Origin of the sequence: Pseudomonas sp. R28(2017) (assembly GCF_002112505.1) — a bacterium.
Classification (GTDB): Bacteria; Pseudomonadota; Gammaproteobacteria; order Pseudomonadales; family Pseudomonadaceae; genus Aquipseudomonas.
Window position 1 is genome coordinate 458774 of sequence record NZ_NEHW01000003.1, and the last position, 21222, is coordinate 479995.

Here is a 21222-nt window from a genome sequence, read left to right on the forward strand (position 1 = left end):
TCCTGTGCTGTGTTCTGGCTGATGGGTTCAATGTGCCTGCATTCGATGAGAAACAAAAAGAATAAATAACGATTTATTTATAACTTTTACGCATACGAAATCGCGACCACAAAAAAGCCTCGCACTAGGCGAGGCTTTCTGTGTGGCTACGGCTTACAGGAAGCTGTAAGTGTAGTTCACGATGAAGCGAGCCTGATCCTGGTCTTTGGTGAACTCGCTGGTCGAGCCACCGCTACCACGGTAGACACCTTGACGCAGGCTGAAGCCTAGGCCTTTGAGCGTGCCTTCCTGGATGGTGTAATCGATACGGGCGTCACGCTCCCACTCATTGTAGGTGCCGTGGCCAGAACGGTAGCGAATGTCGTCACCGCGCAGGTAGGAAACAGAGGCCTTCAAACCCGGAACACCCAGACCGGCGAAGTCATAGGAGTACTGGCCGAAGTTGGTGTTCTCACCAGCACGAGCGAACTGATTGATCATGCTATCAGTGAAGAGGTAGAAGCTCGAACCACCAGCACCTTCGGAGCTGCCGTTGTCATTAACCAAGCTACCTTGGTTCAGCCATACGAAGCCGCCGTCATCACCTACCTGCTGGCGACCAACCAGGAAGGAGTGGCCACCCAAGGTGTAGGTGAACATTGCCGACCAGGTTTTGTTGTCGATTTCGCCAGTGTTCTTAGCGTAGCCGCCGTTGTTGTTGAAGTTGTAGGTGCTGTCGTTGCCATTCTTGCCGTCACTGCTGCTGTCAAAATAGCGCAGGTCAGTCTTGAACGACTGGTTGTCCGAGATTTTGAAGACGTGAGTAGCACCCAGGAAGTGCTGCTTGTAGAAGTCTTCCAGATTCGAGTAGTAGTACTGCAGGGTGAGGTCTGGAGTCAGCTTGTAGTCAAGGCCACCGTAGCGGAACTTGTTGCTTTCTGCAGTAGCGCCAGCAACCGACAGACCGGTGCGGTTGCTCGAAGCACGACCCATGGCGTGGGTCAATTGACCGGCGTTGACGGTCAGGTTGTCGATTTCCTTCGACTGGATGGTGCCACCTTCGAAGGTCTGCGGCAGCAGACGGCCATCGTTGGAGACCAGAATCGGCAGGTTTGGCGCCAGGGCGCTACCGTAATGAACTTCAGTCTTCGAGAAGCGCGCTTTCGCGTTAGCACCGAGGCGAGCCCATTGGCTCTCTGCCGACTTATCATGAGCGCTAGGGAAGAAGCTGCTGTTATCAGGGTGCTTGCCTTTACCACCATCGAGGTGGATACCCCACAGCGCCTGGGCGTCAACACCAAAGCCAACAGTACCCTGAGTGAAACCAGAGATGTAGTCGAGCTTGAAGCCCTGACCCGACTCACGGTTGTCGTTCACGCCACCCTCACGGGTATCGTTGTTGAAATACATGGTGCGCGAGCTCAGCGCGAGCTTGCTGTCTTCAACGAAACCTGCGGCACCTGCTGCTTGGGCGAAAACCCCCACTGCCACGGCCAGAGCCAGGCTGGACTTGTACATGTTTTGCTCCTCTACGTTCTAATTCTTGTGTATCTCTGGCGGCAAGGTCTGTTGCCCCGCTCAACCGTGGATGGGCGATTAGCCCCAAAGCGTGACCATTTAGTCAATCGTTTCTAAACGTTTCTCGACTTTGGTCTAAGACGCCCCCTGCGCTACAGGATAATGACAATCCTATAAATCCAAAATGACCGTTTTATGAATTCGTAAGATTTTTAAGGAATATCGTAGGAACCTTTACTGCCAAAAGTTGTATCGGCGCCGTCAATCATACCTTTAGGTTATTTGCAAACGTTTGCCGACCAGCAACCGCTCAGTCCCCCATGCGAAGGGAAGAAAGACTAGCAGCGGATCGCTGTTACGCCAGCCGCCTTGACGGCGATGGCCAGCGTTAAAGCGTTTGGCTCCTAAGCTAATTCTAAAAAGTTATTTATTTTCGATTTCTTAGATCATCTAGTCTTCTCGCCATCCAACACATCCGTTGCCTGACGAGAGGTTCACCATGATCCCGCATGCTCCGCTGCGCCTGTTCGCCGCCCTGACCCTCGCCAGCGCCAGCTGGTTGGCCCAGGCTGCAGACCTGACCGTTGCCTACCAGACCACCGTCGACCCGGCCAAGGTGGCCCAGGTCGATGGCAACTACGAAAAGGCCAGCAAGGCCAGCATCGACTGGCGCAAATTCGATAACGGCGCCGACGTGATCACCGCGGTGGCCAGCGGCGACGTGCAGATCGGCTACCTCGGTTCCAGCCCGCTGGCTGCCGCCGCCACCCGCAAACTCCCGGTCGAAACCTTCCTCATCGCCACCCAGATCGGTGCCGGCGAAGCCCTGGTCGCCCGTGACAGCATCAAGACCCCGCAAGACCTGGTCGGCAAGAAAGTCGCCGTACCGTTCGTTTCCACCGGCCACTACAGCCTGCTGGCCGCACTGAAGAGCTGGAACATCGACCCGTCCAAGGTGCAGATCCTCAACCTCGCGCCACCGGCCATCATCGCAGCCTGGAAGCGCGGCGACATCGATGCCACCTACGTCTGGGACCCGGCCCTGGGCGTGGCCAAGGAAAACGGCAAGGTGCTGATCACCTCGGGTGAGCTGGCCGAAAAAGGCGCACCGACCTTCGATGCCTGGATTGTGCGCAAGGACTTCGCCGCCAAGCACCCGGATGTGGTCAAGGCCTTCGCCAAGGTCACCCTCGACGCCTACGCCGACTACCGCAAGGACCCGAAAGCCTGGCTGGCCAATCAGGACAACGTGGCCAAGCTGGCCAAGCTGTCCGGCGCCAAACCAGCTGATATCCCGGTGCTGCTGCAGGGCAACGTGTACCCGCTGGCCGCCGACCAGGCCAAGGAGCTGGGCGCGCCAACCACCCAGGCGCTGACCGACACGGCCACCTTCCTCAAGCAGCAGGGCAAGGTCGACGCGGTGCTGCCGGACTACTCGCCGTACGTCAGCGCCCAATACATCCCCAACTAAGACTGCAATCGCACGGAGCCTGCCATGGCCTTGCTCGAACTGGAGCGCATCAGCGCACAGTACCCCGGCGCCACCGCCCCGGTGCTGGCCGACATCAACCTGAGCCTGGGGCCAAGCCAGTTGCTGGTGGCCCTGGGGCCATCGGGCAGTGGCAAGACCTCGCTGCTGAACCTGATCGCCGGCTTCGTCGCCCCCAGTGCCGGGCGCATCACCCTCGACGGTGTGCCGGTGCAGGGCCCGGGTGCCGAGCGTGGCGTGGTGTTCCAGGATGACGCCCTGCTGCCGTGGCAGAACGTGCTGGGCAACGTGGCCTTCGGCCTGGAACTGGCCGGCGTGCCCCGCGCCCAGCGTGAGGCCAAAGCCCGCGAGATGCTGGCCCTGGTCGACCTCGATGGTTTCGGCGAGCGGCGCATCTGGCAACTGTCCGGCGGCCAGAAGCAGCGCGTGGGCCTGGCCCGGGCACTGGCTGCCGACCCGCGGGTGCTGTTGATGGACGAACCGTTCGGCGCCCTCGACGCCTTCACCCGTGAACAGATGCAGGAGCTGCTGCTGCAGGTCTGGCAGCGCACCAGCAAACCGGTGTTCCTGATTACCCACGACATCGAAGAAGCCGTGTTCCTCGCCAGCGAGCTGGTGCTGCTGGCGCCCAACCCCGGCCGCGTGGTCGAGCGCCTGCAGCTGGACTTCGGCCAGCGCTACGCCGCTGGCGAGTCGGCCCGGGCGATCAAGTCCGACCCACGCTTCATCGAAACCCGCGAGCATGTCCTGGCCCGCGTGTTCTCCCAACGCCAAAACCTGCAGGAGCGCGCATGAGCAGCCTGGATCTGCCGGTCGCCGGCAAACGCGACAACCACACGCAGCCCGCCCCTCAGGCGCGCCGCCCATTGCCTACCCGCTGGATCAGCACCCTCACCCTGGCCAGCCTGCTGCTCGCCTGGTGGTTGGTGACGGCCGCCGGCTGGATCGAGCCGCTGTTCCTGCCCTCGCCCGGCGACATCCTGGCCAAAGGCTGGGCCCTGCTCACCCAGGGCTACATGGACGCCAGCCTGTGGCAGCACCTGGGCGCCAGCCTGGGGCGCATCGGCCTGGCCCTGGCCGCCGCGACCCTGACCGCCATCCCGGTCGGCATCGCCATCGGCTACAACCGCGTGGCCCGCGGCATCCTCGACCCGCTGATCGAGTTCTACCGGCCGATCCCGCCGCTGGCCTACCTGCCACTGATCGTCATCTGGTGCGGCATCGGCGAGCTGTCCAAGGTGCTGCTGATCTACCTGGCGATCTTCGCCCCGATCGCCATCGCCACGGCCACCGGGGTACGCACCGTCGACCCGGCCAAGCTGCGTGCGGCGCAATCGCTGGGCGCGACCCGGGCACAGCTGATCCGCCATGTGATCCTGCCCAGTGCCCTGCCCGACATCCTGACGGGCGTGCGCATCGGCCTCGGGGTTGGCTGGTCGACCCTGGTCGCCGCCGAACTGATCGCTGCCACCAGCGGCCTGGGCTTCATGGTGCAGTCGGCGGCGCAGTTCCTGGTCACCGACGTGGTGGTGCTGGGCATCCTGCTGATCGCCCTGATCGCCTTCGCCCTGGAGATGGGCCTGCGCGCCCTGCAACGCAAGCTGGTGCCCTGGCACGGGCAGAGCCACTGAACCCCTGTTGACCACGCCAGCAGCCTGGCGCCTGATTGAAGAGACCGACATGAGCCTGACCATCACTCCCCTCAGCCCGGCGCTCGGCGCGCAGATCAGCGGCGTGGACATCAGCCGCGACATCACCGCCGAACAGCGCGATGCCATCGAACAGGCGCTGCTGCAGCACCAGGTGCTGTTCTTCCGCGACCAGCCGATCAACCCGCAGCAACAGGCACGTTTCGCCGCCCGTTTCGGCGACCTGCACATCCACCCGATCTACCCCAACGTGCCAGAAACGCCGCAAGTGCTGATCCTCGACACAGCGGTGACCGACGTGCGCGACAACGCCGTGTGGCACACCGACGTGACCTTCCTGCCGACCCCGGCGCTGGGTGCGGTGCTCAGCGCCAAGCAGTTGCCCGCCTATGGCGGCGACACCCTGTGGGCCAGTGGTATCGCAGCGTTCGAGGCCCTGTCGGCGCCGCTGCGCGAGATGCTCGATGGCCTGACCGCCACCCATGACTTCACCAAGTCGTTCCCGCTGGAGCGCTTTGGCACCACGGCCGAAGACCTGGCCCGCTGGGAAGCGACCCGACGCAACAACCCGCCATTGTCGCACCCGGTGGTGCGCACCCATCCGGTAAGCGGGCGCAAGGCGTTGTTCGTCAATGAAGGGTTCACCACGCGCATCAACGAATTGAGCGAGCTGGAAAGCGAGGCGCTGCTGAAGCTGCTGTTCGCCCATGCGACGCGGCCGGAGTTCAGCATTCGCTGGCGTTGGCAGGAGAATGACGTGGCGTTCTGGGACAACCGCGTGACCCAGCACTTTGCAGTGGATGACTACCGGCCGAACCGGCGGGTGATGCACCGGGCGACCATCCTTGGGGATGCACCTTTCTGAGATTTCCTGCTCCGGCCTCTTCGCGGGCTTGCCCGCTCCCACAGGCTCATCACAGTTTCTGAAAGCTGTGCAGGACCTGTGGGAGCGGGCAAGCCCGCGAAGAGGCCGGTACAGGTATTAGCGGACCAGATGCAGGAACTGCATGTGCCGTTCGTACTGGTCGAGGATGTCGTTGATGATCTGCTCCTTGCTGTAGCCCACCAGGTCATAGTTCTGGCTGCCTTCGCTCAGGTGCACCTCGGCCCGGTAGTAACGGCGGTTCTTCAACTCCTGCGTACCCAAACCACCCAGCGCGAACGACGGCGTGAAGTAGCCGCGCATCTGCACCTGGTAGATGAACGGCTGCTCCTCGCCATGGCCCACCTTCAGGCTGACGTTGTCATGGCTCGGGTCGTCCTGGGTCACCAGCACCAGCCCCTTCTGCTCGAACACCTCGCGCACTTCGGCAATCGCCGGGCGCACCACGTCATCCATGAAGCGGTACACCTCATCGCGCGACGGGAAGTGCACGGCCTGGCTCAAGCGTTGACGCCAGCCGCCACGGCCGCGGCGTGACTGGGCGAACGGCGCCAGCGAGTGCATCTGCGCAATCTGCCGCTGGCTCTCCAGGTAGAAGGCCTTGTGCAGCCCCCACATCATGCACAGCAGAATCAGCGAGAACGGCAGCGAGGTCAGCACCACCGCCGACTTCAGCGAGTCGATGCTGCCGGCGAACAGCAGGCCGCTGGTGATCAGCGCGGTCATCGCGCCCCAGAAGATGCGCAACCAGTTCGGCCCGTCCTCGTCGGCACCGCCGCCCTTGGCAGACAGGGTCGAGAGCACCACCGTGCCGGAGTCGGCCGAGGTGACGAAGAACACGAAACTGATGAACACCGTCACGGCGATCACCGTCTTGCTCCACGGGTAGGTTTCCAGCAGCAGGTACAGGCTCATCGACGGGTTGTCCAACGCCGACTGGCCGAGCGCGGTCATGCCGTGGTTGATGACCTGGTCCAGCGCGCTGTTGCCGAAAATCGACATCCACGCCAAGGTGAAGCCCAGCGGGATCAGCAGCACGCCGAAAACGAACTCACGGATGGTGCGGCCCCGCGAGATACGCGCAATGAACAGGCCCACGAACGGTGCCCAGGCAATCCACCAGGCCCAGTAGAACACCGTCCAGCCACCCAGCCAGTCACGTTGCTCGCCGTAGGCGTAAACGTCGAAGCTCTTGCGCGGCAAGGCGCCGAGGTAATCGCCGAGGTTCTGGATCAGGGTATTGAACAGGTGCTGGGTGGGCCCGGCGAACAGCACGAACAGCAGCAGCGCGCAGGCCAGGAACAGGTTGATGTCGCTCATCACCCGCACGCCCTTTTCCACCCCCGCCACGGCAACCGCCACCGCGGCGCCCATCATCAGCGCGATGAGGACCACCTGCACCCACTGGCTGTGGCTGATGCCGAACAGGTAGTCGAGGCCGGCGTTCAGGTGCAGTACGCCAAAGCCCATGTCGGCGCCCAGGCCGAACACCGTGGCGATGATGCCGAAACCGTCCACGGCATAGCCGATCGGGCCGTTGATGCGTTTGCCGATCAGCGGATACAGCGCCGAACGCAAGGCCAGCGGCAGGTTATGCCGGTAGGCGAAGTAGGCCAGCGCCATGCCGACGAAGGCGAACACGCCCCAGCCATGCAGGCCCCAGTGCAGAAACAGGATCTGCATCGCCTGGCGCCCGGCCTCGGCCGTGCCCCCTTCGCCCTGAGGCGGGGTGAGCATGTGGGTCAGCGGTTCGGACACGCAGAAGAAGAACAGCGTGATGCTGATGCCGGCGGCGAACAGCATGCCGGCCCATGACAGGTAACTGAACTCGGGCTCGTCGTGGTCGGCACCCAGCTTGATCTTGCCGTAGCCAGACAATGCCGTGACCACGACGAACACCAGGTACAAGCTCATGGCCAGCATGTAGTACCAGCCGACCGTGTTGGCCGCCCAGTTCTGCGCAGCCAGCAGCCACTCGCCGGATGCCTGCGGGAAGAGGATGACCACCAGGCCGAAAAGAAGAATGAAACTTGCCGCGAAGTAGAACACCGGCGGGTTCATGCGGATCTTGCCATTGGCAAGGGATGGGGACGGTGCACTCATGAAACAGGCACCTCGTCGATCGACGTGAGGTTCGGAATGAACGGGTTCAGCAAAGGAATCCTCCTGTTGAACACCGGCAGCGGACCAGCGTTTTTCATTGAACAAGCGTTCAAGTTAAACATGGATCGGCTTTCAAAGCGAACCGGGGCGCCGATTGGCGCCCTCCTGTTCCGGCCCTTTCGCGGGCAAGCCTGCTCCCACAGGTGATTCACAGATTTCAGGATTTGTGACGCCCCTGTGGGAGCGGGCGTGCCCGCGAAAGAGCCGGAACAGGTAAAGGTCAGTTCTTGTCCTGGCAGTCCAGCTGCAGGTTGGCCTGGGTGATGTTGCTTTCTGCCGGCACGCTGCGGGTCAGCCAGACATTGCCGCCAATGGTCGAGCCTTTGCCAATGGTAATCCGCCCCAGGATCGTCGCCCCGGCATAGATCACCACGTCGTCCTCGACGATCGGGTGGCGCGCCAGCCCCTTGTGCAGCGTGCCCGACTCGTCGCTGGGGAAGCGCTTGGCGCCCAAGGTAACCGCCTGGTAGATGCGCACCCGCTCACCGATGATCGCGGTCTCGCCAATCACCACACCGGTACCGTGGTCGATGAAGAAGCTCTGGCCGATCTGCGCACCGGGGTGAATGTCGATACCGGTGGCCGAATGCGCCAGTTCCGAGCTGATCCGCGCCAGCAGCGGCAACCCCGCCTGGTAAAGATGGTGAGCCAGGCGGTGGTGGATGATCGCCAGGATGCCCGGATAGCACAGCAACACCTCGTCTACGCTGCGCGCCGCCGGGTCGCCGTGATAGGCCGCCAGCACGTCGGTATCGAGCAGCACACGCAGGCCCGGCAGGGCCGCCGCAAAGCCCTGGATCAAACGCAGAGCCTGGGCGTCGATGCCCTCCAGTTCCGCCTTGCTCTGGCGCGCGGCATAACGCAGTTCCAGCCGCGCCTGTGCCAGCAATGCGGTCAGCGCCGCATCGAGGGTATGGCCGACGTAGAAGTCCTCGCTCTCTTCACGCAGGTCGACCGGGCCCAGGCGCATCGGGAACAACGCACCGCACAGCTGCTCGAGAATCTGCCGCATGGCCTCGCGCGAAGGCAGCTCGCGCCCGCCCTGCTCGCCGCTGCTGCGGCCATTGCGGCTGCGCCATTGCTCGCGGGCTCCGCGCAGGCCACTGACGATGTTATGCAGTTGCCAGTGCCCAGATGAAGGTTGTTCGCTCACGGTGTTCTCCTGCCGAAGGTGGCCAATCTGTCGTTATGCGATCCACTCTACGGCAAATCCGCCCCTTGGAAAAAACAACGCTTTATTCCATCCTGCGCTAAGTCGGGCATAAGCCGCGATGACGGCGGCAGTATCCTGGCCTACCCTCAAAGCAGCCAAAACCTAGCACAGATCAAAACGGAAATAAGAAAATAAGTTTTTATTATTTCCTGGCCTATGCAGCCAACTCTATAGTCGCCACCCACTACTTCCACAACAAGCGCGGGGCCTGACATGTCGAAATTTGCCAAACCGCTTCTCAACGCCAGCCTGGCCATCCTGCTAGGTGCCGGCCTGTTCGGCCAGGCCTTCGCCGGCGAGCAACTGAAGACCATCCAGGAAAAAGGCGTGATCAACGTCGGCCTGGAGGGCACCTACCCGCCGTTCAGCTTCCAGGATGAAAACGGCAAGCTGACCGGCTTCGAGGTCGAGCTGTCCGAGTTGCTGGCCAAGGAGCTGGGGGTCAAGGCCAAGATCCAGCCGACCAAATGGGACGGCATCCTCGCCGCGCTGGAGTCCAAGCGCCTGGACGTGGTGGTCAACCAGGTGACCATCTCCGAGGAGCGCAAGAAGAAGTACGACTTCTCCGAGCCTTACACCATCTCCGGCATCCAGGCGCTGATCCTGAAGAAGAAGGCCGAGCAGCTGAATATCAAGGGCGCGCAGGACCTGGCCGGCAAGAAGGTCGGCGTGGGCCTGGGCACCAACTACGAGCAATGGGTGAAGCAGGACGTGCCGAAGGCGGATGTGCGCACCTATGAAGACGACCCGAGCAAGTTCGCCGACCTGCGCAACGGCCGCATCGACGCCATCCTGATCGACCGCCTGGCCGCACTGGAATACGCCCAGAAGGCCAAGGACACCGAACTGGCCGGCGATGCGTTCTCGCGCCTGGAAAGCGGCGTGGCCCTGCGCAAGGGCGAGCCTGAACTGCTGGCAGCGATCAACAAGGCCATCGACAAGCTCAAGGCCGACGGCACGCTGGCCAAGCTGTCCGAGAAATACTTCGGTGCCGATGTCACCCAATGATCGCTGAAAGCCTGCAACTCGTTGCCGACTCCACGCCCTTCCTGCTGAAGGGCGCGGGTTATACGGTGCTGCTCAGCGTTGGCGGCATGTTCTTCGGCCTGGTGCTGGGCTTTGCCCTGGCGCTGATGCGGTTGTCGAAGATCCTGCCGCTGAACTGGCTGGCCCGGGTCTATGTGTCGTTCTTCCGTGGCACGCCGCTGCTGGTGCAGCTGTTCGTGATCTACTTCGGCATGCCGCAGATCGGCATCGAGCTCGACCCGATCCCGGCCTCGCTGATCGGCCTGTCACTGAACATGGCGGCCTACATCTGCGAGATCCTGCGGGCGGCGATCTCCTCGATCGACCGTGGCCAGTGGGAAGCCGCCGCCAGCATCGGCATGACCCGCACCCAGGCCATGCGCCGGGCGATCCTGCCCCAGGCGCTGCGCACCGCACTGCCGCCCCTGGGCAACAGCTTCATCTCGCTGGTCAAGGACACCGCGCTGGCCGCGACCATCCAGGTGCCAGAGCTGTTCCGCCAGGCGCAGCTGATCACCGCGCGCACCTTTGAAGTATTCACCATGTACCTGGCCGTTGCAGTGATCTACTGGGTCCTCTGCAGCATCCTCGCGCACTTCCAGAACCGCATGGAAGCGCGGGTCAACCAGCACGACCAGGAGCAATGAGATGATCGTCGCCAAAGGCCTGACCAAGCAGTTCAAGGGCCAGACCGTGCTCAACGGTATCGACCTGACCGTGCAACCCGGCGAAGTGGTGGCCATCATCGGCCCCAGTGGCTCGGGCAAGACCACCTTCCTGCGTTGCCTCAACCTGCTGGAAACCCCGGATGCCGGGCAGATCCAGATCGGCGACATCAGCATCGATGCCAACCGCCCCCTCGGCAGTCAGCAAAGTGCGATTCGCCGCCTGCGCCAGCAGGCGGGCTTCGTGTTCCAGAACTTCAACCTGTTCCCGCACCGCACGGCTCTGGAAAACGTCATCGAAGGGCCGGTGATCGTCAAGAAGACACCCCGCGAACAAGCCATCGACCTCGGCCGGCGGCTGCTGGCCAAGGTCGGCCTGGCGGGCAAGGAAGACGCCTATCCACGGCGCCTGTCCGGCGGCCAGCAGCAGCGCGTGGCCATCGCCCGCGCGCTGGCCATGGAACCTGAAGTGATCCTGTTCGACGAACCCACCTCGGCCCTCGACCCGGAGCTGGTCGGCGAGGTGCTGGCGACCATCCGCGGCCTGGCAGAGGAGAAGCGCACCATGATCATCGTCACCCACGAGATGAGCTTTGCCCGGGATGTGGCGAACCGGGTGATCTTCTTCGACAAGGGCGTGATCGTGGAACAGGGCGAGGCCAAGGCGCTGTTTGCCAACCCGAAGGAAGAACGTACCCGGCAGTTCCTGCGCAAGTTCCTCGGAACCACTGCTGCGCAAGACTGAAAGTCTCGGCTGGATTCTTCGCGGGCACGCCCGCTCCCACATTGATCGGTGTACGCAGCACGCTGTGGGAGCGGGCGTGCCCGCGAAGAAATCCCTCTTCTAAACATATTCCAAAGAGTTAGTTCATAAAGTTTTGATAAGCCATTAGGGTATATGAACCGGACCACCGGACCAGCAAACGTTTGTCGCCATCAGCTGAAGCGACGCATCCACTTTGTGAGGTTCGGTTCTGATGACCACCCAGCCAAATACCCCATACCACAGCGACCTCGACAGCTCGCCCCTGCTACTGCCGGCCAAGGTACTGCGCAACGACGCCGAAGCCCTGCAAGCCGCCCGTGAACTGGCCGCCAGCGCCCGCGAGCAGGCCGCCCGCCGCGACCAGCAGCGCAAACTGCCCTGGGCAGAAATCGAACAGTTCACCCGCAGCGGCCTGGGCAGCATCAGCGTGCCCAAGGCCTACGGCGGCCCGGACGTCTCGTTCGCCACTGTCGCCGAGGTATTCCGCCTGATCAGCGCCGCCGACCCGGCCCTGGGGCAGATCCCGCAGAACCAGTTCGGCATGCTGCAACTGCTGCGCCTGACCGCCACCGAGGCCCAACAGGCGCTGATCTTCCGCAGCGTGCTGGACGGCTGGCGCATCGGCAACGCCGGCCCCGAGCGCGGCACCAAGGACACCCTGACGCTCAAGGCCAGGATCACCCGCAGGGGTGACGGCTATCGCATCAGCGGTGAGAAGTTCTACTCCACCGGCGCACTGTTCGCCCACTGGGTGGCGGTCAAGGCACTGGACGACGAAGGCCGCCAGCGCCTGGCCTTTGTCCGCCGTGGCAGCCCGGGGCTGCGCATCGTCGACGACTGGTCCGGCTTCGGCCAGCGCACCACCGCCAGCGGTACCGTGCTGCTCGACCAGGTACCGGTGGACGCCGAACTGGTCATCGACAACTGGCGCCAGCGCGACATCCCCAATATCCAGGGTGCGGCCTCGCAGCTGATCCAGGCGGCCATCGATGCCGGCATCGCCGAGGCCGCCATCGACGACGCCATCGCATTCGTCCGCGATAAGTCCCGGCCCTGGATCGAAGCCAAGGTCGAGCGCGCCAGCGATGACCCTTACGTGATTGCCGACATCGGCCGCCTGAAGCTTGAGCTGCATGCCGCCGAGGCGCTGCTGCGCAAGGCCGCGCGCGTGCTCGACGAGGTCAACGCCGGGCCGGTCGATGCTGCTGGCGCCGCGCGGGCGTCGATTGCCGTGGCCGAGGCCAAGGTGCTGACCACCGAGATCTCGCTGCAGGCCAGCGAGAAGCTGTTCGAGCTGGCGGGCAGCCGCGCGAGCCTGGCCGAGTTCAACCTCGACCGCCACTGGCGCAATGCCCGGGTGCACACCCTGCACGACCCGGTGCGCTGGAAGTACCACGCGGTTGGCGCCTACCACCTCAACGGCACCCTGCCCGCCCGGCATTCATGGATCTGATTCGAGGCCACCATGACAACATCCGTTATCACCAGCGACAGTCAAGCCCTGGCTGTCGCGGAACACGTCGCCCAGCAACTCAAACGCGACAGCGCCCTGCGCGACCGCGAACGCCGCCTGCCCCACGCCGAACTGGAGCTGTTTACCCGCTCCGGGCTGTGGGCCATCAGCGTACCGAAGGCCTTCGGTGGCGCTGGCGTGTCCAACGTCACCCTGGCCCAGGTCATCGCCCGTATCGCCCAGGCCGATGCTTCGCTCGGGCAGATCCCGCAGAACCACTTCTACGCCCTGGAAGTGCTACGGATAAACGGCAGCCCCGAGCAGCAGCGGCGCCTGTATGCCGAAGTGCTGGCAGGCCGCCGCTTCGGTAACGCCTTGGCCGAACTGGGCACGAAAACCGCCCACGACCGCACCACCCGCCTGACCCGCGACGGCACCGGTTACCGCATCAACGGCCGCAAGTTCTACGCCACCGGCGCGCTCTATGCGCAGCGTATCCCGACCTCGGTGATCGACGACCAAGGCCGCCAGCAACTGGCCTTCGTCCCCGCCGACAGCCAGGGCCTGCAGGTGATCGACGACTGGAGCGGCTTCGGCCAGCGCACCACCGGCAGCGGATCGGTGACGTTCGACAACGTCTGGGTCGATGCAGACGACGTGGTGCCGTTCCAGAGCGCCTTCGAGCGCCCGACCCCGGTCGGCCCGCTGGCGCAGATTCTTCATGCGGCCATCGACACCGGCATCGCCCGCGCCGCCCTGGAGGATGCCCTGCACTTCGTGCGCACACGCAGCCGGCCATGGGTCGACTCCGGCCTGGACAAAGCCAGCGACGACCCGCTGACCCTGAAGAGCTTCGGCCAGCTGGTGATCCGCCTGCATGCCGCCGAAGCGTTGCTCGAACGCGCCGGCGAGTTCCTTGACCGAGCCCAGGCCGACAGCCAGGCCGACAGCGTGGCGGCCGCCTCCATCGCCGTTGCCGAAGCACGGGCGATCAGCACGGAGGTATCGCTCGCCGCCGGCACCACCCTGTTCGAGCTGGCCGGCAGCCAGGCCACCCTGGCCGAGCACAACCTCGACCGCCACTGGCGCAACGCCCGCGTGCACACCCTGCACGACCCGGTGCGCTGGAAGTACCACGCCATCGGCAACTACTACCTGAACAACGAAAACCCACCACGCCGGGGGACCATCTGATGGCCAAGCAGATCCTGCTCAATGCCTTCAACATGAACTGCATCGGGCACATCAACCATGGCCTGTGGACCCACCCACGGGACACCTCGACCCAGTACAAGACCCTGGAATACTGGACCGACCTGGCGCGCCTGCTGGAGCGCGGGCTGTTCGACGGCCTGTTCATCGCCGACATCGTCGGCACCTATGACATCTACGGCAATTCCGTCGACGTGACCCTCAAGGAGTCGATCCAGCTGCCGGTCAACGACCCGCTGCTGCTGGTCTCGGCGATGGCCGCCGTGACCCGCAACCTGGGCTTCGGCCTCACCGCCAACCTCACCTACGAGGCGCCATACCTGTTCGCCCGGCGCCTTTCCACCCTCGACCACCTGAGCAACGGCCGGGTCGGCTGGAACATCGTCACCGGTTACCTCGACAGTGCCGCCCGCGCCATGGGCCTGGAACAGCAGCCCGAGCACGACCGCCGCTACGACCAGGCCGACGAATACCTGCAGGTGCTGTACAAGCTGCTGGAGGGCAGCTGGGCCGATGATGCCGTGGTCAACGACCGCACACGCCGGGTGTACGCCGAGCCAGGCAAGGTGCGCAAGGTCCGCCACCAGGGCGAGTTCTACAAGGTCGAGGGCTACCACCTCTGCGAACCCTCGCCACAACGCACACCCGTGCTGTTCCAGGCGGGCAGCTCGCCGCGCGGCCTGGCGTTCGCCGGCAACCATGCCGAATGCGTGTTCATCAGCGGCCAGGACAAGGCCGCCACCCGCGCCCAGGTCGACAAGGTCCGCGCCGCCGCCCAGGCCGCCGGCCGCGATCCGCAGGCGGTGAAGGTGTTCATGGGCATCACGGTGATCGTCGCGCCCACCGAGCAGCAGGCCCAGGCCAAGTACGCCGAGTACCTGCAGCATGCCAGTGCGGAGGCCGGCGTGGCGCACTTCGCCGCCTCTACCGGCATCGATTTCGCCGCCTACGGGCTGGACGACCCGATCGGCGCCAGCAAGGGCAACGCCATCCAGTCGGCCACTCGCCAATTGCAGGATAACGCCTGGACCCGCCGCCGCCTGCTGGAGCAGCACGCCCTGGGCGGGCGCTATGTGACCTTGGTCGGCGCGCCGGATCAGGTTGCCGAGCAGCTGATCGCCTGGGTCGACGAAACCGGCCTGGACGGTTTCAACCTGACCCGCACCGTCACCCCGGAAAGCTACGAAGACTTCATCGAACTGGTGGTCCCGCAACTGCAGCAGCGTGGCCGCTACAAGACCGCCTACGCCGACGGCACCCTGCGCCAGAAGCTGTTCGCCAGCGATCACCCGCACCTGCCCGCCGACCACCCAGGTTCCACCTACCGCAACACCTCTACCCCTGCCCCGACTGGAGCCCTGCACCATGCTTGAGAAACTGTTCCGGCCCGTCGCGGCCATCGCCATCACCCTCGGCCTGTCCACCAGTGCATTCGCTGCCGAACCACTGAAGATCGGTACCACGGCCGCCTTCGCCATCCCCTTGGAGGCGGCAGTGGAAGAAGCCCACAAGCAAGGCCTGGAGGTGAAGCTGATCGAGTTCAGCGACTGGATCGCGCCGAATGTCAGCCTCAACAGCGGCGACATCGACGTTAACTACTTCCAGCACATCCCCTTCCTGGAGAACGCCAAAGCTGCGGCCGGTTTCAACCTGGTGCCCTATGCCCCGGGCATCATCAACAACGTCGGCCTGTACTCGAAAAAGTACAAAAGCTTCGCCGAGCTGCCCGAGGGCGCCAGCGTGGCCATCGCCAACGACCCGATCAACAGCGGCCGGGGCCTGCAGCTGCTGGCCAAGGCCGGCTTGATCACGCTCAAGCCGGGTGTCGGCTACAAGGCCACCGAGGACGACATCGTCGCCAACCCGAAAAAGCTGAAGATCCTGCAGGTCGAAGCGGTACAACTGGTGCGCGCCTATGACGACGCCGACCTGGTCCAGGGCTACCCGGCCTATATCCGCCTGGCCAACAGCTTCGATGCCACGTCGGCGCTGCTGTTCGATGGCCTGGAAAACAAGGAATACGTGATCCAGTTCGTCATCCGCCCGCAAAGCAAGGACGACCCGCGCCTGGCCAAGTTCGTCGATATCTACCAACACTCGCCGGCCGTGCGCGCGGCGCTGAACAAGGCCCATGGCAACCTGTACCAGGCCGGTTGGGAGGGCTGACATGAGCCAGGCCAACGCGCTCAGGGCGCCCACCGCACAACCATCGCCGCCAACGGCCAGGGAGCAGGCCCTGCGCCCGGAGGTCAACCAAGCCCATGTCCGTTTCATCGGGCTGGGCAAGACCTACCCAGGCCAGCAGCAACCGGCGCTGCACGGCATCGACCTGAACATCCGCCGTGGCGAAATCTTCGGCATCATCGGCCGCAGCGGCGCGGGCAAGTCGTCGCTGCTGCGCACCATCAACCGCCTCGAGCAGCCGAGCCAGGGCCGCGTGCTGATCGACCAGGTGGACATCGCACCGTTCGACGAGGACCGCCTGGTGGCGCTGCGCCGGCGCATCGGCATGATCTTCCAGCACTTCAACCTGATGTCGGCCAAGACCGTGTGGCAGAACGTCGAGCTGCCGCTGAAGGTGGCGGGCGTGGCCAAGGCCGAGCGCCAGCGCAAGGTGCGCGAGCTGCTGGAGCTGGTCGGCCTGCAGGAAAAGCATCAGCTCTACCCGGCGCAGCTGTCCGGCGGCCAGAAGCAGCGGGTCGGCATCGCCCGGGCGCTGGTGCATGACCCGGAAATTCTGCTGTGCGACGAAGCCACCTCGGCCCTGGACCCCGAGACCACGGCGTCGATCCTCGAACTGCTGCGCGACATCAACCAGCGCCTGGGCCTGACCGTGGTGCTGATCACCCACGAAATGGCCGTGATCCGCGACATCTGCCAGCGCGTGGTGGTGCTGGAGCGTGGCGCGGTGGTCGAACAGGGCGAGGTCTGGCGCGTGTTCGGCAGCCCACGCCATGAGGTCACCCGCACCCTGCTCGCGCCGTTGCAGACCAAGCTGCCCGCGGCTTTGCAGGCAAGCCTGCGGGCCAGCCCGGCAGGCCGTGACAGCGCAGTGGTGCTCAAATTGACCCTGCTCGGCGAGCCCGCGCTGTCCGACCTGTTCACTGAGTTGGGCGGGCGCGTGCGCCTGCTCCAGGGTGGCGTGGAAACCATCGGCGAGCAGGCCCTGGGGCAGCTGATCCTGTCGATCCAGGGTTCGCCGCACGACACGCATCAATTGCTCGAACGCGCCCGCCGCTGGGCCGAAGACGTGGAGGTACTGGGCCATGTGGTTTGATCGCTTGCTCGAAGGCCTGCTCGACACCCTGCTGATGGTGGGCGTGTCTTCTTTGATCGCGTTGCTGGTGGGTGTGCCGATGGCGGTGCTGCTGGTCACCAGTGACAAAGGCGGCATCTTCGAGGCCCCGTTGCTGAACCGGGTGCTGGGCGCCTTCGTCAACCTGTTCCGCTCGATCCCGTTCCTGATCCTGATGGTCGCGCTGATCCCCTTCACCCGGCTGGTGGTGGGTACCACCTACGGCGTGTGGGCCGCCGTGGTGCCGCTGACCATCGCGGCCACGCCGTTCTTCGCGCGGATTGCCGAAGTCAGCCTGCGCGAGGTCGACCACGGCCTGGTCGAGGCGGCGCAAGCCATGGGCTGCCGGCGTTGGCACATCGTCTGGCATGTCCTGCTGCCCGAGGCGCTGCCGGGGATCGTCGGTGGGTTCACCATTACCTTGGTGACACTGATCAACTCGTCAGCCATGGCCGGGGCGATTGGCGCGGGAGGGCTGGGGGATATTGCCTATCGGTATGGGTACCAGCGCTTCGACAGCCAGATCATGTTAACCGTGATTGCCATGCTGGTGGCCTTGGTGGCACTGATCCAGCTGGGTGGGGACCGGTTGGCGAAAGGCTTGAACAAGCGTTAGCCCTGGGGCCGCAAAGCGGCCCCGGCTGTCTCAGCCCCAGTGCAGATCCGCAGCCGGCACCGGCCGCCCGAACCAGTACCCCTGCCCCATCTGGCACTGTTGCTCCAGCAGGAACCGCGCCTGCTCCGCCTGTTCGATGCCCTCGGCATGCACCTGCATGCCCATGCTCCGGGCCAGGGCAATGATCACCCGCACAATGGCGATGTCATCATCGTCCAGCGGCAAGCCGGCCACGAAGCCCTGGTCGATCTTCAGCTTCTGCACCGGCAAGCGCTTGAGCCGCAGCAGCGACGAGTACCCCGTGCCGAAATCATCGATGGCCAGGTTCAGGCCCAGCTCACGCAAGCGATGCAGTTGCTCCAGCGCCACCTCCGGGTCTTCCATGACCGCACTCTCGGTCACTTCCAGCTCCAGCAGTGCAGGGTCCAGGCCCGTCTCGTGCAACACATCCGCCACCTGTCGGTACAGCTCGCGCTGGCCGAACAAGCGGCTGGAGATATTGACGGCAACGAACGCCAGCGTACGTCCTTGTTCCTGCCACTGAACCATCTGCCGGCAGGCCTCTCGCAACACCCAGGCATCGATCTCGGCGATCAGCCCGGTGCGCTCGGCGATCGGGATGAACTCGCCCGGTGGCACCAGCCCGCGCTCCGGGTGTTGCCAACGGACCAGCGCCTCGACGCCGACCATCTGCGCCGTGAACAGGTCATGCACGGGCTGGTAGAACACCCGCAGTTCATCCTTGGCCAGTGCCCGGCGCAGCTCGCTGGCGGTCTCCACCCGGTGCTGGGCGTGGGCAGTCAGTTCCTCGGTGTACAGCGCATAGCAGGCACGGCCATTGCCCTTGGCCTTGAACAGCGCCGAGTCGGCATTGCGCAACAGCTGCTCGGCGCTCAGCGCGTCATTGGGGAACAGGCTGATACCCACGCTGGCACTGATGAACAGCCGGTGACCATCGAACTCGAAGGGCTCACGCATGCGCTCGATGATGCCCTGCGCCAGCTTGCCGGCCTGGCCCACCTGCTGGCAGTTCTCGGCCAGCACGCCGAACTCGTCACCGCCCAGGCGTGCCAGGGTCACGTTGTTGCCCACGGTGTCGCGCAGGCGTTCGCCGACCAGCTTGAGCAACTGGTCGCCGATGGTATGGCCCAGGCCGTCGTTGATGCTCTGAAAGTGGTCGAGGTCGAGCAACAGCAAGGCGCAGCCGCGCTTGTTGGCCTGCGCTGCGGCCAGCGCCTGTGCGGCGCGGTCGTTGAACAGCAGGCGGTTGGGCAGGCCAGTGAGCGGGTCATGGTGGGCCAGGTACGCCAGTTCCTGCTCGGTGTGCCTGATCGCACTGATATCGCTGAACACCGCCACGTAATGGGTCAATTCGCCGCTGTCATCGCGGATGGCGCAGATCGTCTGCCACTGTGGGTAGATTTCACCGCTTTTGCGGCGGTTCCAGATCTCGCCGCTCCATTCACCCTTCTCGGCCAGGGCAGCGTAGATCTGCTGGTAGAACGGCACGCCGTGGCGGCCCGACTTGAACTTGCTGGGGCGATGGCCCAGCACTTCTTCCTGCTGGTAGCCGGTGATGCGCATGAAGGCACGGTTGACGTGCACGATCAGGCCTTGGCGGTCAGTCACCAACACGCCTTCCAGGGTGCTGTCGAACACCGCCGCGGCCATGCGCAGGCGCTCGCGGTCCTCGCTGCGCAGGCGCGCGCCGATACCGATGAAGTTGAGCAGGCGCGCTCGTGATACGAAGATCAGCAAGGCACTGACCAGCACCCACACCACCACGTTGATCTGCCGGCCCACGGTCAACGCCAGGGGGTCGTCAGACATACTGTGCAGGACCACCTCGGCCAGCACCAGCCAGAGGAACGAGAGCACCACATACAGCGCGGCCATGCGCAAGGCGTCGCGAACGGAAACAGACATGTCGGGGGGGAAAGCCCATGAAAAAGGATGGGGCATTATAAAGGCTGAAACATGCCGTGACTTCCTATCTGAAAGGGTGACTGGTTTTATTTCCCCGCCAAGGGATAATCACACCCTTCTCCCTGCATTCCCGAGGGCTTCTACACCTATGTGGTACAACGGTCTGCTCGACTTGTCGGCCTGGCAACTGGTGGGCGTCACCCTGCTGATGACCCACGTGACCATCGTCAGCGTCACGATCTACCTGCATCGCTACTCCGCCCACCGCGCCCTGGAACTCAATGGCGCGCTCAAGCACTTCTTCCGTTTCTGGCTGTGGCTGACCACGGCGCAGAACACCCGCGAATGGACGGCCGTGCACCGCAAGCACCACGCCAAGTGCGAAACCCCGGACGACCCACACAGCCCGGTGTACAAGGGCCTTGGCACGGTGTTGCGCAAAGGCGCCGAACTCTACCGCGAAGAGGCGCGCAACCCCGAGACCCTGCGCATCTACGGCAAGAACTGCCCGGAAGACTGGATCGAGCGCAACCTCTACTCACGCTACAAGCTCGGCGGCATCGTGCTGATGGCGGTCATCGACCTGCTGCTGTTCGGCACCATCGGCATCACCATCTGGGCGGTGCAGATGATGTGGATTCCGTTCTGGGCCGCCGGGGTGGTGAATGGCCTGGGCCACGCGGTCGGCTACCGCAATTTCGAATGCCGCGACGCCGCCACCAACCTGGTGCCGTGGGGTATCGTCATCGGTGGCGAAGAACTGCACAACAACCACCACACCTACCCCAACTCGGCCAAGCTCTCGGTCAAGCGTTGGGAGTTCGACATGGGCTGGGCGTGGATCCGCCTGTTCTGCCTGCTGCGCCTGGCCAAGGTGCAGCGTGTGGCGCCCATCGCCCACCGCGTCGAAGGCAAAGCCAGCCTGGACATGGACACAGCCATGGCCATCCTCAACAACCGCTTCCAGATCATGGCCCAGTACCGCAAGCTGGTGATCGGCCCGCTGGTCAAGCAGGAACTGGCCAAGGTCGATGCTTCGGTACGCCACCGTTTCCGCCGTGCCAAACGCCTGCTGTCGCGGGAAACCAGCCTGTTGGAAGACCGCCACCACGTGCGCATCGAGCGTATGCTTGCCCACAGCCAGGCACTGAAGACCATCTACGAGAAGCGCCTGGCCCTGCAACAGATCTGGGCCCGTACCAGCGCCAACGGCCACGACATGCTGGCGGCCATGAAGGACTGGGTGCACGAGGCCGAGGCCAGTGGCATCCATGCCCTGCGCGACTTCGCAGCACAGCTGAAAACCTATTCCCTGCGCCCCACTGGCGCCTGATAGCCGCTGATCGGCACGCCCTGCAACGGGGCGTGC

General features: G+C 64.1%; 18 protein-coding genes. 14 read left to right on the top strand and 4 right to left on the bottom strand.

Annotated elements, in window-relative coordinates; genetic code table 11:
* Window positions 1–153: 153 nt before the first annotated feature.
* Window positions 154–1497: an OprD family outer membrane porin gene (locus CAF78_RS07570; RefSeq protein WP_027917625.1), complete on the bottom strand. Its 1344-nt coding sequence runs from the start codon at window positions 1495–1497 to the stop codon at window positions 154–156.
* 499 nt (window positions 1498–1996) lie between these two features.
* Between CAF78_RS07570 and tauA the strand changes: the two genes are divergently transcribed.
* From tauA to tauD, 4 genes are read left to right on the top strand one after another with little or no spacing between them, the layout of a single operon-like run.
* Window positions 1997–2968 (top strand): taurine ABC transporter substrate-binding protein, encoded by a 972-nt coding sequence (gene tauA, locus CAF78_RS07575; protein ID WP_085678622.1) that lies wholly within the window; start codon window positions 1997–1999, stop codon window positions 2966–2968.
* A 24-nt stretch (window positions 2969–2992) separates the two neighbouring features.
* Window positions 2993–3781: a taurine ABC transporter ATP-binding subunit gene (gene tauB, locus CAF78_RS07580; RefSeq protein ID WP_085678618.1), complete on the top strand. Its 789-nt coding sequence runs from the start codon at window positions 2993–2995 to the stop codon at window positions 3779–3781.
* On the top strand, window positions 3778–4617 hold the full coding sequence (tauC, locus tag CAF78_RS07585) for a taurine ABC transporter permease TauC (RefSeq protein WP_085678615.1): 840 nt from the start codon (window positions 3778–3780) through the stop codon (window positions 4615–4617). Before tauB ends, tauC begins: the two co-directional genes overlap by 4 nt.
* Window positions 4618–4666: 49 nt before the next feature.
* Window positions 4667–5500, top strand: a complete 834-nt coding sequence (gene tauD / locus CAF78_RS07590) for a taurine dioxygenase (protein WP_085678699.1) — start codon at window positions 4667–4669, stop codon at window positions 5498–5500.
* Window positions 5501–5617: 117 nt separating this feature from the next.
* On the opposite strand, the gene betT is transcribed toward tauD, so the two are convergent.
* Window positions 5618–7579 (bottom strand): choline transporter BetT, encoded by a 1962-nt coding sequence (gene betT, locus CAF78_RS07600; protein ID WP_177408510.1) that lies wholly within the window; start codon window positions 7577–7579, stop codon window positions 5618–5620.
* A gap of 322 nt (window positions 7580–7901) precedes the next feature.
* Window positions 7902–8834, bottom strand: coding sequence for a serine O-acetyltransferase EpsC (gene epsC / locus CAF78_RS07605; RefSeq protein WP_085678609.1), 933 nt, complete (start codon window positions 8832–8834; stop codon window positions 7902–7904).
* A 273-nt stretch (window positions 8835–9107) separates the two neighbouring features.
* Between epsC and tcyJ the strand changes: the two genes are divergently transcribed.
* The 9 genes from tcyJ to CAF78_RS07650 all read left to right on the top strand — a co-directional run bounded on the left by tcyJ (window position 9108) and on the right by CAF78_RS07650 (window position 17927).
* Entirely contained in the window at window positions 9108–9902 is a 795-nt protein-coding gene (gene tcyJ, locus CAF78_RS07610) for a cystine ABC transporter substrate-binding protein (RefSeq protein ID WP_085678606.1), read from the top strand.
* On the top strand, window positions 9899–10567 hold the full coding sequence (gene tcyL / locus CAF78_RS07615; protein WP_085678603.1) for a cystine ABC transporter permease: 669 nt from the start codon (window positions 9899–9901) through the stop codon (window positions 10565–10567). Before tcyJ ends, tcyL begins: the two co-directional genes overlap by 4 nt.
* A gap of 1 nt (window position 10568) precedes the next feature.
* Window positions 10569–11330 carry an L-cystine ABC transporter ATP-binding protein TcyN gene (gene tcyN, locus CAF78_RS07620; protein ID WP_085678600.1) on the top strand — a complete coding sequence of 254 codons (762 nt, stop codon included), beginning with the start codon at window positions 10569–10571 and terminating at the stop codon, window positions 11328–11330.
* Between the two features lie 232 nt (window positions 11331–11562).
* Window positions 11563–12804 carry an SfnB family sulfur acquisition oxidoreductase gene (locus CAF78_RS07625; protein WP_085678597.1) on the top strand — a complete coding sequence of 414 codons (1242 nt, stop codon included), beginning with the start codon at window positions 11563–11565 and terminating at the stop codon, window positions 12802–12804.
* Between the two features lie 12 nt (window positions 12805–12816).
* On the top strand, window positions 12817–13998 hold the full coding sequence (locus CAF78_RS07630; protein ID WP_085678594.1) for an SfnB family sulfur acquisition oxidoreductase: 1182 nt from the start codon (window positions 12817–12819) through the stop codon (window positions 13996–13998).
* Window positions 13998–15389: an LLM class flavin-dependent oxidoreductase gene (locus CAF78_RS07635; RefSeq protein WP_085678591.1), complete on the top strand. Its 1392-nt coding sequence runs from the start codon at window positions 13998–14000 to the stop codon at window positions 15387–15389. Before CAF78_RS07630 ends, CAF78_RS07635 begins: the two co-directional genes overlap by 1 nt.
* Complete coding sequence (locus CAF78_RS07640) at window positions 15382–16182, top strand: MetQ/NlpA family ABC transporter substrate-binding protein (RefSeq protein WP_085678588.1); 801 nt, start codon at window positions 15382–15384, stop codon at window positions 16180–16182. The genes CAF78_RS07635 and CAF78_RS07640 overlap by 8 nt, the downstream gene beginning before the upstream one ends.
* Before the next feature lies 1 nt (window position 16183).
* A complete protein-coding gene (locus tag CAF78_RS07645; RefSeq protein WP_085678585.1) occupies window positions 16184–17293 on the top strand; it encodes a methionine ABC transporter ATP-binding protein in 1110 nt (369 codons plus the stop codon).
* Window positions 17283–17927, top strand: coding sequence for a methionine ABC transporter permease (locus CAF78_RS07650; protein ID WP_008096606.1), 645 nt, complete (start codon window positions 17283–17285; stop codon window positions 17925–17927). The genes CAF78_RS07645 and CAF78_RS07650 overlap by 11 nt, the downstream gene beginning before the upstream one ends.
* Before the next feature lie 30 nt (window positions 17928–17957).
* Here the strand turns inward: CAF78_RS07650 and dibA are convergent, their stop codons facing one another.
* On the bottom strand, window positions 17958–19853 hold the full coding sequence (dibA, locus tag CAF78_RS07655; protein WP_085678582.1) for a phosphodiesterase DibA: 1896 nt from the start codon (window positions 19851–19853) through the stop codon (window positions 17958–17960).
* Between the two features lie 148 nt (window positions 19854–20001).
* Between dibA and desA the strand changes: the two genes are divergently transcribed.
* Complete coding sequence (gene desA / locus CAF78_RS07660; RefSeq protein WP_085678579.1) at window positions 20002–21186, top strand: delta-9 fatty acid desaturase DesA; 1185 nt, start codon at window positions 20002–20004, stop codon at window positions 21184–21186.
* Window positions 21187–21222 lie beyond the last annotated feature (36 nt).

Coding starts and splice junctions, on each gene's coding strand:
- tauC (WP_085678615.1), top strand. CDS start 3,778: ATGAGCAGCCTGGATCTGCCGGTCGCCGGCAAACGCGACAACCACACG.
- CAF78_RS07570 (WP_027917625.1), bottom strand. CDS start 1,497: ATGTACAAGTCCAGCCTGGCTCTGGCCGTGGCAGTGGGGGTTTTCGCC.
- CAF78_RS07645 (WP_085678585.1), top strand. CDS start 16,184: ATGAGCCAGGCCAACGCGCTCAGGGCGCCCACCGCACAACCATCGCCG.
- betT (WP_177408510.1), bottom strand. CDS start 7,579: ATGAACCCGCCGGTGTTCTACTTCGCGGCAAGTTTCATTCTTCTTTTC.
- tcyL (WP_085678603.1), top strand. CDS start 9,899: ATGATCGCTGAAAGCCTGCAACTCGTTGCCGACTCCACGCCCTTCCTG.
- tcyJ (WP_085678606.1), top strand. CDS start 9,108: ATGTCGAAATTTGCCAAACCGCTTCTCAACGCCAGCCTGGCCATCCTG.
- CAF78_RS07630 (WP_085678594.1), top strand. CDS start 12,817: ATGACAACATCCGTTATCACCAGCGACAGTCAAGCCCTGGCTGTCGCG.
- CAF78_RS07635 (WP_085678591.1), top strand. CDS start 13,998: ATGGCCAAGCAGATCCTGCTCAATGCCTTCAACATGAACTGCATCGGG.
- CAF78_RS07625 (WP_085678597.1), top strand. CDS start 11,563: ATGACCACCCAGCCAAATACCCCATACCACAGCGACCTCGACAGCTCG.
- dibA (WP_085678582.1), bottom strand. CDS start 19,853: ATGTCTGTTTCCGTTCGCGACGCCTTGCGCATGGCCGCGCTGTATGTG.
- CAF78_RS07650 (WP_008096606.1), top strand. CDS start 17,283: ATGTGGTTTGATCGCTTGCTCGAAGGCCTGCTCGACACCCTGCTGATG.
- CAF78_RS07640 (WP_085678588.1), top strand. CDS start 15,382: ATGCTTGAGAAACTGTTCCGGCCCGTCGCGGCCATCGCCATCACCCTC.
- tcyN (WP_085678600.1), top strand. CDS start 10,569: ATGATCGTCGCCAAAGGCCTGACCAAGCAGTTCAAGGGCCAGACCGTG.
- tauB (WP_085678618.1), top strand. CDS start 2,993: ATGGCCTTGCTCGAACTGGAGCGCATCAGCGCACAGTACCCCGGCGCC.
- desA (WP_085678579.1), top strand. CDS start 20,002: ATGTGGTACAACGGTCTGCTCGACTTGTCGGCCTGGCAACTGGTGGGC.
- tauD (WP_085678699.1), top strand. CDS start 4,667: ATGAGCCTGACCATCACTCCCCTCAGCCCGGCGCTCGGCGCGCAGATC.
- tauA (WP_085678622.1), top strand. CDS start 1,997: ATGATCCCGCATGCTCCGCTGCGCCTGTTCGCCGCCCTGACCCTCGCC.